This is a genomic window from Ruegeria sp. CI1 (assembly GCF_056536925.1).
The window spans coordinates 180,249-192,216 of the sequence record NZ_JBQFQP010000003.1 but is presented as its reverse complement, the minus strand read 5'-3'; the positions used below and the strand labels follow the sequence as shown (position 1 = coordinate 192,216).

The 11,968-nt window shown below is 58.7% G+C and carries 9 protein-coding genes; 7 read left to right on the top strand and 2 right to left on the bottom strand.

Features of this window, described 5'->3' with window-relative positions; all coding sequences use genetic code 11:
• The first annotated feature begins 3 nt into the window (after positions 1–3).
• The 6 genes from xsc (at position 4) to ACR0LZ_RS04675 (ending at position 8,062) form a co-directional block, all read left to right on the top strand.
• Positions 4–1,776, top strand: coding sequence for a sulfoacetaldehyde acetyltransferase (gene xsc / locus ACR0LZ_RS04700; RefSeq protein ID WP_480748614.1), 1,773 nt, complete (start codon positions 4–6; stop codon positions 1,774–1,776).
• 3 nt (positions 1,777–1,779) lie between these two features.
• Positions 1,780–2,526 carry a sulfite exporter TauE/SafE family protein gene (locus ACR0LZ_RS04695; RefSeq protein WP_480748613.1) on the top strand — a complete coding sequence of 249 codons (747 nt, stop codon included), beginning with the start codon at positions 1,780–1,782 and terminating at the stop codon, positions 2,524–2,526.
• Positions 2,523–3,557: a phosphate acetyltransferase gene (gene pta / locus ACR0LZ_RS04690; protein WP_480748612.1), complete on the top strand. Its 1,035-nt coding sequence runs from the start codon at positions 2,523–2,525 to the stop codon at positions 3,555–3,557. The genes ACR0LZ_RS04695 and pta overlap by 4 nt, the downstream gene beginning before the upstream one ends.
• A 64-nt stretch (positions 3,558–3,621) precedes the next feature.
• On the top strand, positions 3,622–6,444 hold the full coding sequence (locus tag ACR0LZ_RS04685; RefSeq protein WP_480748611.1) for a molybdopterin oxidoreductase family protein: 2,823 nt from the start codon (positions 3,622–3,624) through the stop codon (positions 6,442–6,444).
• Complete coding sequence (locus ACR0LZ_RS04680) at positions 6,441–7,190, top strand: 4Fe-4S dicluster domain-containing protein (protein ID WP_480748610.1); 750 nt, start codon at positions 6,441–6,443, stop codon at positions 7,188–7,190. The genes ACR0LZ_RS04685 and ACR0LZ_RS04680 overlap by 4 nt, the downstream gene beginning before the upstream one ends.
• Positions 7,190–8,062: a dimethyl sulfoxide reductase anchor subunit family protein gene (locus ACR0LZ_RS04675; RefSeq protein WP_480748609.1), complete on the top strand. Its 873-nt coding sequence runs from the start codon at positions 7,190–7,192 to the stop codon at positions 8,060–8,062. Before ACR0LZ_RS04680 ends, ACR0LZ_RS04675 begins: the two co-directional genes overlap by 1 nt.
• 99 nt (positions 8,063–8,161) lie before the next feature.
• On the opposite strand, the gene dapA is transcribed toward ACR0LZ_RS04675, so the two are convergent.
• Positions 8,162–9,034, bottom strand: a complete 873-nt coding sequence (gene dapA, locus ACR0LZ_RS04670; protein WP_480748608.1) for a 4-hydroxy-tetrahydrodipicolinate synthase — start codon at positions 9,032–9,034, stop codon at positions 8,162–8,164.
• A 135-nt stretch (positions 9,035–9,169) separates the two neighbouring features.
• On the opposite strand from dapA, the gene ACR0LZ_RS04665 reads away from it, so the two are divergent.
• Entirely contained in the window at positions 9,170–11,143 is a 1,974-nt protein-coding gene (locus ACR0LZ_RS04665; RefSeq protein WP_480748607.1) for a lytic transglycosylase domain-containing protein, read from the top strand.
• On the opposite strand, the gene ACR0LZ_RS04660 is transcribed toward ACR0LZ_RS04665, so the two are convergent.
• Positions 11,117–11,947 (bottom strand): DMT family transporter, encoded by an 831-nt coding sequence (locus ACR0LZ_RS04660; protein WP_480748785.1) that lies wholly within the window; start codon positions 11,945–11,947, stop codon positions 11,117–11,119. The two genes, ACR0LZ_RS04665 and ACR0LZ_RS04660, sit on opposite strands and share 27 nt — an antisense overlap.
• Between the last annotated feature and the right edge of the window lie 21 nt (positions 11,948–11,968).

Genomic DNA, 11,968 nt, shown 5'->3' with positions numbered 1-11,968 from the left:
CACATGAAAATGACAACGGAAGAAGCCTTCGTCAAAACACTGCAGATGCACGGTATCGAACACGCGTTCGGAATCATTGGCTCGGCCATGATGCCAATCTCGGACATTTTCGAAGAAGCGGGCATCACCTTCTGGGACTGTGCCCACGAAGGCTCTGGCGGTTTTATGGCCGACGGTTACACCCGCGCCACCGGCAAGATGTCGATGATGATCGCGCAAAACGGCCCCGGCATCACTAACTTCGTGACTGCAGTCAAGACCGCCTATTGGAACCACACCCCGCTGCTGCTGGTGACTCCGCAGGCCGCAAACAAGACTATGGGCCAGGGCGGCTTTCAGGAAATGGAACAGATGCGCGCTTTTGCCGACTGCGTCTGCTATCAGGAAGAGGTCCGTGACCCCTCCCGCATGGCCGAAGTCCTGAACCGCGTGATCATGCAGGCCAAGCGCAACTCTGCTCCGGCCCAGATCAACGTGCCGCGCGACTACTTCACGCAAGTAATCGATATCGAGCTTCCGAAGATTGTCGAGTTTGAACGCCCCGCAGGCGGCGCCGAGGCGCTGGATCAGGCGGCCGAACTGCTGTCCAACGCCAAGTTCCCTGTCATCCTGAATGGCGCAGGCGTGGTCATCGGCGGCGCGATTGAACAGTCCAAAGCATTGGCCGAGCGCCTGGATGCACCAGTCTGCTGTGGCTATCAGCACAACGACGCCTTCCCGGGTTCGCACCCGCTGCACGCAGGCCCTCTGGGCTACAACGGCTCCAAGGCAGCAATGGAACTGATCTCCAAGGCTGACGTTGTTCTGGCTCTGGGCACCCGCCTGAACCCGTTCTCGACCCTGCCGGGCTATGGCATCGACTACTGGCCGGCTGACGCCAAGATCATCCAGGTTGACATCAACCCTGATCGCATCGGCCTGACCAAGAAAGTCACCGTCGGCATCGTCGGAGATGCAAAACAGGTTGCCACGACCATCCTGGAGAAACTAGCAGATACCGCAGGCGATGCAGGCCGCGACGAGCGCAAAGCGCTGATCGCCCACACCAAGTCGGCCTGGGCGCAAGAGCTGAGCTCGATGGACCACGAGCAGGATGATCCGGGCACCACCTGGAACGAGCGCGCCCGTGCCGCCAAACCCGATTGGCTCAGCCCGCGCAAAGCATGGCGTGCGATCCAGCAAGCGCTGCCGAAAGAGGCGATCATCTCTTCCGACATCGGCAACAACTGCGCCATCGGCAATGCTTACCCGTCCTTCGAGGAAAGCCGCAAATATCTGGCGCCCGGCCTGTTCGGTCCCTGCGGCTATGGCCTGCCGTCAGTTGTGGGCGCGAAAATCGGCTGTCCGGACGTTCCGGTTGTCGGCTTCTCGGGCGACGGTGCCTTCGGTATTGCCGTGACCGAACTGACCGCCATCGGCCGCGAAGAATGGCCCGCCGTGACCCAGATCGTCTTCCGCAACTATCAGTGGGGTGCTGAAAAGCGCAACTCCACCCTTTGGTTCGACGACAACTTTGTCGGCACCGAACTGGACACTCAGGTGTCTTACGCCGGTATCGCCAATGCCTGCGGCCTGAAAGGCGTGATTGCCCGCACCCAGGACGAGCTGACCGCGGCCTTGGACCAGGCGATCAAGGATCAGAAAAACGGTATCACCACCCTGATCGAGGCCATGATCAACCAGGAACTGGGCGAGCCTTTCCGTCGCGACGCGATGAAGAAGCCTGTCAAGGTTGCGGGCATCGACAAGGCCGACATGAAGCCGCAACAGGTCTGATACATGACCCTTCCCTTTGACCTCACACTGGGCCAAGGGGGCTTTCTGGCCGCCGCGCTGTTCGCGGCGGCCTTTATTCGCGGATATTCCGGGTTTGGGTTTTCCGCGATCTTCATCATCCTCGCGGCACTGACAACCAATCCGATCCCACTTATCCCCGTGGTGTTTTGCTGCGAAGTTCTGATGACTGTTTTTCAGGCGCGCGACATCCGACCTCATATCGACTGGAAACGGGCGACCACTCTTCTGATCGGGGCAGGGATTGCCATTGTTCCGGCCGTATACGTCATGGCGCGACTGGGTGAACAGGAGGCGCGCATCGCGGTATCCTGCCTGATTCTGGTTCTAAGCCTGCTTCTGCTTAGCGGCTGGCAGTTTCAACGGCCGATCGGGCGTTCTGGTCATATCGGTGTCGGGATATTCGCCGGAATGGCCAACAGCGCTGGCGTGGGTGGACTGCCGGTTGCGGCCTTCATGACCGCCCAACCCATCCCAGCAACTGTATTCCGGGCGACGATGATCGTATTTCTGACCGGAATTGACCTGATGACGCTTCCGGTCATGGCCGCGAATGGTCTGGTTACGTCAGATACCGTGTTTGGCGTCGTTCTGGCATTTCCCATCCTTGGGCTAGGTATCTGGGCCGGAACGCATCGGTTTGCAAAGACTTCGCAATCCCAGTTCCGCAAGTTCGTGGTTCTGATGTTGTCCGTTTTTTCGATCCTCAACATCCTGAAGGTTTTGGTATGACGCTTTTGCCCATTGATCTTCTTCGCCAAAACCCTCCGACCACCCGCCCGATTGTCGCGATGAGCGAGGGCAGTGATCCGCGAATTGTTGCAGGGGCACTTGCCGCGCACAACACGGGTCTGACCGACATCATCCTGGTTGGGCCTCAGGCCCAGGTCGAGGCAACCTTGCAGACCGAAGGCGCAAGCCAGGGCGACGGGTTGACCATTCACGACCCCGCATCATCGGACCTTACCGACGAGTTTGCTGGAATCTTTCATCAATTGCGCAAGCACAAGGGCGTCGACGAAGCGGCGGCCCGCGTGGCGGTCCAAGATCCCTTGACATATGCCGCCATGCTGGTTCGCACGGGTCGCGCGACCGGAACCGTGGGCGGCGCCGTACACACGACCAGCGATGTCGTAAGGGCTGCCATTCAGGTCATCGGAACAGCACCCGATGCTGGTATGGTGTCTTCCTTTTTCCTGATGTACCCGCCCGAAAACGCCACCGTGGGGGCACGCGCGATGCTGTATTCCGACTGCGGCCTCGTGATCGATCCCAACGCATCGGAAATGGCCTCTATCGCTGTGGCCTCCGCACAGTCCTGCCGCGCGCTTCTGCGTCAGGAACCGAAGATTGCGATGCTCAGCTTCTCTACCAAGGGCAGCGCCAGACATCCCGCCGTGGACAAGGTGACTGAGGCCACCAAGCTTCTGCAAACCAATCGCCCCGATCTGGAAGCGGACGGAGAGTTACAGTTCGATGCCGCCTTTGTTCCGTCGGTTGGGGAACGCAAATCTCCGGGCTCCACAGTCGCCGGGCACGCGAATGTCATGATTTTCCCGGATCTTGATGCCGGAAATATCGCCTACAAGATCACCCAGCGGCTGGGGGGATATTCGGCTATCGGGCCAGTCATGCAGGGGCTCGCCAAACCAGCCAACGACTTATCCCGCGGCTGCAGCGCAGAGGACGTAACTCAGATCATTGCCGTTACCATTCTGCAGGCCACGCAAAACTCCCTCCCGGAAACACAAAAAATACCGTGACGACGTTCCAATATCTCAAATAGCCTGAGAACTTGTTCCCTTTACCAACCAGCAGGACCCGCCAATGACCCATCAGCAGCCGATCCTAGATACCTCGCCCAAAGTCTCGGACGAGATCCGGCGGACCACCTGTTACATGTGCGCCTGCCGTTGCGGCATCAACGTGCACATGAAGGACGGCAAGGTCGCCTATATCGAAGGTAACCGGGATCATCCGGTGAACAAGGGGGTGCTTTGTGCCAAGGGGTCAGCGGGCATTATGCAGGTCAATGCACCGTCGCGCTTGCGTGCACCACTCAAGCGCGTGGGGCCGCGCGGTTCGGGAGAGTTCGAAGAAATCAGTTGGGACGAGGCCTTGGATATCGCGACCGGCTGGCTGAAGCCTCTGCGCGAGAATGACCCGGAAAAACTTGCCTTCTTCACCGGTCGCGATCAGTCGCAATCCTTCACCAGTTTCTGGGCACAGAATTTCGGCACCTGCAACTATGCTGCCCATGGCGGTTTCTGTTCGGTCAACATGGCCGCTGGCGGAATCTATACGATGGGCGGCGCATTCTGGGAATTCGGCCAGCCCGACTGGGAGCATACCAAGCTGTTCATGCTGTTTGGGGTCGCCGAAGACCATGACAGCAACCCGATCAAGATGGGTATCGGCAAGATCAAGAAACGTGGCGCGCGGGTAATCGGCGTCAACCCGATCCGCTCGGGCTACAATGCTGTGGCGGACGACTGGGTCGGCATTACGCCCGGCACCGACGGGCTGTTCATCCTGTCGCTGATTCACGTTCTGATGAAGGCCGGCAAGATCGATCTGGACTACCTCAGTCGCTACACCAACGCTCCGGTCCTGATCAACGCCTCGGATGGCCCCGACAATGGTCTGTTTCTGCGCGACGCAGATGGGAAGCCATTGGTCATTGACCGCGCCACTGGCGAACTGACCCCGTTCGACAAGTCCGGCGTCCGCCCCGATCTGTCGGCGGTTTATGAAAAAGACGGCGTGATCCATCGCCCGGTCTTTCACCTGATGGCCGAGCGCTATCTCAGCGAAGAATACGCCCCAGAATCCGTTGCGGAAAAATGCGGTATCCCCGCCAAGCGTATCCGCGCCATCGCAGGAGAACTGGCCCGCGTGGCGTTCGAAGAGGCTTTCGAGCTGGACCAGGAGTGGACGGATTTCCGGGGCGAAAAGCACGCCAAGATGATCGGGCGGCCTGTTTCCATGCATTCGATGCGCGGAGTTTCGGCGCATGCCAACGGGTTTCAGACCTGTCGCGCGTTGCATATCCTGCAAATCATACTCGGAACCGTCGAGGTTCCCGGAGGGTTTCGCTTCAAACCGCCCTATCCGAAACCGATCGAAGCGCATCCGACGCCCCACTGCAAGGTAACCAAGAACACACCGCTGGATGGTCCACATCTGGGCTTTGTGCGTGGCCCCGAACATCTGGCGCTAAAGGCGGATGGCAGTCCTGCCCGCATCGACAAGGCGTTCACATGGGAAAACCCGATGTCCAGCCACGGGCTGATGCACATGGTGATTTCGAACGCACATGCGGGCGACCCCTACAAGATCGATACGCTGTTCATGTACATGGCCAACATGTCGTGGAACTCGACCATGAACACCAAGGGTGTCATGGACATGCTGACTGACAAGGATGAAAACGGCGAGTATGTGATTCCGCGCATCATCTATTCGGATGCTTATTCGTCCGAGATGGTCGCCTATGCCGACCTGATCCTGCCCGACACCACGTATCTGGAAAGGCACGATTGCATCTCGCTGCTTGATCGTCCGATCTGCGAAGCGGATGGCGCGGCCGACGCCATTCGCTGGCCGGTAATCGAACCGGACCGCGATGTGCGCGGTTTCCAAACCGTGTTGGTGCAACTGGCAAACAAGCTGAAATTGCCTGGATTCACCAACGAGGATGGTTCGGCCAAATACGCCGACTATGCCGACTATATGGTCAACCACCAGCGCAAACCGGGCATCGGACCGCTCGCCGGTTTCCGGGGTCCGGACGGGGATAAATCCGGTAGGGGCGAAGTGAACCCCGACCAATTGAATCGCTATATCGAAAACGGCGGCTTTTTCATAGAACATGTGCCTGAAGAGGCGCTGTATTACAAACCATGGAACACGGCCTATCAGGATTGGGCCGTTGGCATGGGCATTTATGACAGCCCGCAACCCTATCTGTTCCAGCTCTACTCCGAGCCGATGCGCAAGTTTCAGCTGGCGGCCGAAGGGTATGGCGAGCGCCAGCCTCCGGACCATCTGCGCGAGCAGATCAAGGAGCGCCTGAACCCGCTGCCTATCTGGTATGAAACCGATCAAACCGGCAACGAGGGCTTTACCGTCAATGCCCTGACCCAACGTCCGATGGCGATGTATCATTCCTGGGGCACACAGAACGCATGGCTACGCCAGTTGCATGGCCGCAATCCCCTGTATGTGCCCACCAAGCTGATGCGGGAACACGGGCTGAAAGACGGAGATTGGGCCAAAGTGTCTTCGCCACACGGTTCCATCACCGTTCCTGTGATGGAAATGGCCGCGCTGAACGAAAACACCGTTTGGACATGGAACGCCATCGGCAAGCGCAAAGGCGCTTGGGCACTGGAACCCGATGCGCCCGAAGCAACCAAGGGGTTCCTGCTCAACCACCTGATCCATGAATTGCTGCCGCCCAAGGGTGATGGGATGCGTTGGGCCAACTCGGACCCGATCACCGGGCAGGCGGCATGGTTCGACCTCAAGGTAAGAATTGAAAAAGCGGCGAACCCGGAAGAGATGGGTGAAAGCCAGCCGGCTTTTGACCCGATCAAATCGCCGGTCGGAACCGGCCCGAAAAATCTGGCTTGGAAGGTAGGCAAATGACCCAGCTCCCTCAATCCACCGAGCGCAAAATGGGTCTGGTCATCGACCTGGATACCTGTGTCGGCTGCCACGCCTGTGTTATCTCATGCAAAGGCTGGAACACCGAGAACTATGGCGCCCCGCTCAGCGATCAGGATGCCTATGGCGGCAACCCGTCGGGAACGTTCCTGAATCGGGTGCATTCTTACGAAGTGCAACCCGCAGAGGGACATGCGCAGCTTATCCACTTCCCCAAATCCTGCCTGCATTGCGAGGATGCGCCTTGCGTCACAGTCTGCCCCACTGGCGCCAGCTACAAGCGGGCCGAGGACGGAATCGTGCTGGTCAATGAAAGTGACTGCATAGGTTGCGGGCTTTGCGCCTGGTCCTGCCCCTACGGTGCGCGTGAACTGGACATGGCCGAAGGGGTGATGAAGAAATGCACCCTCTGCGTCGACCGGATTTACAACGAAAACCTTCCCGAGGTGGACCGTATCCCGTCCTGCGTGCGCACCTGTCCGGCCGGAGCCCGCCATTTTGGCGATCTGGGGGATCCCGAAAGCGATGTTTCCAAACTGGTTGCCGAACGTGGAGGCATGGACCTGATGCCGGAAATGGGAACCAAGCCGGTTAACAAATACCTGCCCCCCCGACCCAAGGACAGGATCGAGGACCAGATTGACATACTCGCCCCCCTGCTCGCACCCGTAGCCGAAGAACCCAAAGGTTTTCTTGGCTGGCTCGACAAGGCACTGGAGAAACTCTGATGCATCCCGCACCTTCCGTCATCATCTTTACCACGCTGTCGGGTCTTGGCTTCGGCCTGCTGTTCTTTCTTGGCCTCGGGCTTCCGGCGGTGTCTGGCGTGGTCGCTTTTGTTCTGTTTGCTGTAGGTTTCGGCCTCGCGGTGGCCGGCCTTCTGGCGTCGACCTTTCACCTCGGACATCCGGAAAGAGCGTGGAAAGCGTTCACCCAGTGGAAAACCAGCTGGCTTTCACGCGAAGGCGTTTGCGCGGTTGTCGCGCTTGTGGTCATGGGGCTCTATGCTATTGGCGTGATCTTCCTTGGCCAGCGCTGGACGCTATTGGGTCTCGTCGGATCGGTGTTTTCACTGGCGACGGTTTTCACCACCTCCATGATCTACACTCAACTCAAGACTATCCCCCGCTGGAACATGAAACTGACACCCGCGATGTTCCTGTCGTTCAGCCTGGCTGGCGGCGCATTGCTGAGCGGGCAGATCAGGGCCGCTTTGGTATTGTTGCTGATCGCTGCGCTGGTTCAACTCGCCTACTGGAAACAGGGTGATCACGCACTGGAACAATCAGGTACCAACCTCGGAACGGCAACCGGTCTGGGTTCGCGTGGTAAAGTCCGCGCCTTCGAGCCGCCGCATACAGGCACCAACTATCTGCTGCGCGAATTCGTACATGTCGTGGGGCGAAAGCATGCCGTCAAACTTAGAATCATCGCATTTGGCTTGGCATTTTTCCTGCCAATCCTGTTGCTGTTGATGCCTTTCAACCACGTGTTTGCCTTGCTGGCGGTACTATCCCATCTCACTGGTGTTGCTGTATCTCGATGGTTGTTCTTTGCTCAAGCTGAACACGTCGTGGGCCTCTATTACGGCAAACGTTAAAATTCGCGATTGCTCAGGGGGCGCTGCCCCCAGACCCCCGGGGTATTTCGGACCAGAAAGAAGCGAGAAGGCGACGCCGAAAAAGCGCCGTTTGTCCTTTTACAGAATGCCAGCGTGGGCCATGGCTGCGTCTATGGCGGTCTTGGTGCTGTCTTCGAGGCCGGTTAAGGGCGAGCGAACCTCTTCGCTGCACAGGCCCACTTTGCTGAGCGCATATTTCGCACCGACCAGGCCGGGCTCAATGAAAATTGCCTCGTGCAGCGGCATCAGGCGATCCTGATATTCCAGCGCCGTGGCGTAGTCACCCGCAAGCGTGGCCTGCTGGAACTCGGCACAAAGCTTCGGTGCCACGTTCGCGGTGACCGAGATGCAACCGACCCCGCCATGTGCATTGAAACCAAGTGCGGTGGCGTCCTCACCCGAAAGCTGGCAGAACTCCGGTCCGCAGGTGGCACGTTGTTGGCTGACGCGTGCAAGATCGCCAGTGGCGTCTTTGACACCGACGATGCGCGGCAGTTTGGCAAGTTCGCCCATGGTGGCAGGCGTCATGTCGATGACAGAGCGGCCCGGGATGTTGTAGATGATGATCGGAATATCTGCGCAGTCATGCAGAGTGTTGAAATGTGCCAGCAGTCCACGTTGGGTGGGCTTGTTGTAGTAAGGCGTCACCACGAGCGCCGCATCTGCCCCGACCTTTTCGGCAAATTGCACAAAACGGATGGCCTCGACGGTGTTGTTCGATCCCGCTCCGGCGATCACCGGAACCCGGCCCGCAGCCGCCTTGACCACTTCGGATATCACGGTTTCATGTTCTTCATGCGTCAGCGTGGGGCTTTCTCCAGTCGTTCCAACTGGCACCAGCCCCGTCGAGCCCTGTTCGATCTGCCATTCCACTAGATGTTTGAGCGCGTCCAGGTCCAACTCGCCGTTGTGGAACGGGGTGACGAGCGCGGGCATAGAGCCTTTGAACATGAAGTGTGCTCCCAAAGTGTCAGCGTAAGCGGGCGAACCGCAGGAAATGCGCGCCGAACAGATTGTGAGTTGATCCTGCCGCCGCACGGTTTATCGTGAAAGGCTGTATCCTTGGTTTGGCGGGAATTGCAAGGGATGACACGCATTCTGAAAGCGATCGCGGGGGTGATTCTGTGCTGCATGGCCCTGTCGGGACCTGCACGCGCAGAAACTGCCGACGATCTGCGGCTGGCTCTTGCCGAAATGCGGAATGACAACTGGAACGAGGCGTTAAAGGCGGCAGGACAGCGCGGTTCGGTCGCGCGCGATATCATCGTGTGGCACTGGCTACGCCAGGGATATGGCGAATCGGGTGACGCCCTTGTGTTTCTGGACCGCCGCCCGGATTGGCCCGGCCTTGATTGGCTGCGGCGGCAAAGTGAGCCCTCGTTTACGAATGCCGATCCGGATCGTGTACTGAAATTCTATGACAATATCCCGCCGCAGACAGCGGAAGGCGCCTTGAATCACGCGGTTGCACTGATGTCCAAAGGCATGCGCGGCGATGCCGAGGCGGATATCGTCATGGCATGGCGTACGATGCCGATGGGGCCGGGGCTGCAACGAAATTACCTTGAAAATTTCTCGACCTTGCTGAAACCGCATCACGAGGCGCGTCTGGACCGCATGCTGTGGGATGGCCACTTGATCAGCGCAAAGCAGATGCTGCCCTTGGTCAGCGAGAATCAACGCAAGTTGGCACGGGCACGGATCGATCTTCGCAGTATGGCGCCAGGTGTGGACGCCCGGATCGCCGAAGTACCAAAAGCCTTGGCGAATTCTCCGGGTCTGGCGTATGAGCGATTTGTCTGGCGCGACCGGAAGGAACTTGATGACAGCGCCATCGAATTGATGCTGCAACGATCAAACAGCCCTGAGACGCTGGGTGAGCCTGGGAAATGGGCCGAAGGACGCGCCCGCCTGGCCCGGTTGAAAATGCGGAACGGTGAAGACAAAATCGCCTATGACATCGCGTCCCGCCACCACATGACCCCCGGCTTAGGGTATGATTACGCGGAACTTGAATGGCTGGCCGGCTTCCTTGCCCTGCGCAAGCTGAACGATCCCGGCACCGCTGTTCGCCATTTCCAGAACTTCTCGCAAGCAGTGGACTCGCCGATCTCAGTCGGCCGCGCCGGGTATTGGCTGGGCCGGGCCTATGCCGAGATTGGGGATGCTGATAAAGCCTATGAAGCCTATGCCACGGGGGCCGCGCATCAGACCTCTTTCTACGGGCTTCTTGCTGCCGAACGGATAGGTCGCGCTTTTGACCCAGATTTGGCATTGCCGCGGCGCGCGCCGCATTGGAAACAGGCGGAATTTGCCGAATCCAGTGTTCTGGAGGCGGGGCTTTTATTGTTGCAGGCCGGCGAGCGTGATCTGGCAGAGCGGTTTCTCACCCATTTGGTGGAAAGCCTGGATGAAACGCAAGCCGCGCAGCTTGGGGACATGGCACTGGAAATGGACGAGCCCCACGTCGCCGTGATGATCGCCAAACGGGCTGCTCAGACTGGCATTGTGTTACCTGCAGCCTACTATCCGGTGCACCCCATCGCCGATCTTGGTCTTCCGATGGCTAAGGAAATGACGCTCGCGATCGCTCGTCGCGAAAGCGAGTTCGACCCGGTTGTGATCAGCGGTGCCGGTGCCCGCGGATTGATGCAGGTGATGCCTGCCACGGCAAAAATCGTTGCACAGGATCTAGGTATTCTCAGCGGGCACAAGACGAACCGGCTGACCTCGGACTGGAGGTACAACGCCAAACTTGGCGCGAACTATCTGGCCAGCCTTGCCGCCGATCTTGGAGGCAACGTGGTCATGATGGCAGCTGGTTACAACGCCGGGCCAAGGCGACCGATTTCGTGGATGGAACGGTTCGGCGATCCAAGGGCCGGAGAGATCGACGTGATTGACTGGATCGAGCACATCCCGTTTTCCGAAACACGGAACTATGTCATGCGGGTCACGGAAAGCCTGCCAGTCTATCGTGCTCGGCTGGGCAAACCAGCGTTGCCAATTCCATTCTCGCAGGAGCTTGTCGGTTCAACGCTGCTGTCGTTCGCGCCATAAGGTGAACAAACCGGCGGCAACGATCAGCCCCGCGCCTATGATCACAGCCGTGCGCAGAGTTTCTCCGAAAATGGTAATGCCCAAAATGGCGGCCCACACCAGGTGGAAATAGGCGAAGGGCTGAACTGCGCTTGCCTCGGCCATTTCATAGCATTTGATCAGCAGCCAGTGCCCCGTAACCCCGGTCACGCACAACAGCGCCATCCACATCCAGTCACGGCTGATCATCGGTTCCCAGAACCACATGCCAACCGCTGTCATCGCCACGGCGCCGGCAATTCCGGTCCAGAAGAAACTGGTTGCTGTGCCGTCCTGACGGGCAACATAGCGTGTCAAAAGGCCATACAGGGCGAACATTAAGGCTGAAATCAAAGGGACGATCGCCCAAGGGTTGAATACGCCCATGCCTGGTTGGAGAATGATCAAAACTCCCACACAGCCGACGCCGATGGCCGCCCAGCGCCGCCAACCGACGCTTTCACCCAGTACCGGTCCGCTGAGTGCGGCGACCAGCAAAGGATAACAAATGAAAACTGCCTGACTTTCAATGAGACCCAGAACCGTGAAGCCAAAGACGGCCACGCAAATTTCGCCCGCCAGCAGCAACCCCCGAGTTATTTGCAAGCCAATCTGATTGGTTCGCGCTGCCGCCAGAATCCCACCGGACGTCCGTGCCGCCAGGACAATTACAAACGCGGCAAAGAACCAATACCGGATCATGACGACCATGTAGGTATTGTAGGTTCCCGCCAGATGGCGCGAAATGCCGTCTTGCAGCGCAAATACGATTGTCGCGCCAATCATCAGGGCAATACCTGCCGGAAT

What these genes read in the sequence shown, in the direction of transcription:
- ACR0LZ_RS04680 (WP_480748610.1), top strand. Translation starts at nt 6,441, where the DNA reads ATGACCCAGCTCCCTCAATCCACCGAGCGCAAAATGGGTCTGGTCATC.
- ACR0LZ_RS04685 (WP_480748611.1), top strand. Translation starts at nt 3,622, where the DNA reads ATGACCCATCAGCAGCCGATCCTAGATACCTCGCCCAAAGTCTCGGAC.
- pta (WP_480748612.1), top strand. Translation starts at nt 2,523, where the DNA reads ATGACGCTTTTGCCCATTGATCTTCTTCGCCAAAACCCTCCGACCACC.
- ACR0LZ_RS04695 (WP_480748613.1), top strand. Translation starts at nt 1,780, where the DNA reads ATGACCCTTCCCTTTGACCTCACACTGGGCCAAGGGGGCTTTCTGGCC.
- ACR0LZ_RS04660 (WP_480748785.1), bottom strand. Translation starts at nt 11,947, where the DNA reads ATGATTGGCGCGACAATCGTATTTGCGCTGCAAGACGGCATTTCGCGC.
- ACR0LZ_RS04675 (WP_480748609.1), top strand. Translation starts at nt 7,190, where the DNA reads ATGCATCCCGCACCTTCCGTCATCATCTTTACCACGCTGTCGGGTCTT.
- ACR0LZ_RS04665 (WP_480748607.1), top strand. Translation starts at nt 9,170, where the DNA reads ATGACACGCATTCTGAAAGCGATCGCGGGGGTGATTCTGTGCTGCATG.
- xsc (WP_480748614.1), top strand. Translation starts at nt 4, where the DNA reads ATGAAAATGACAACGGAAGAAGCCTTCGTCAAAACACTGCAGATGCAC.
- dapA (WP_480748608.1), bottom strand. Translation starts at nt 9,034, where the DNA reads ATGTTCAAAGGCTCTATGCCCGCGCTCGTCACCCCGTTCCACAACGGC.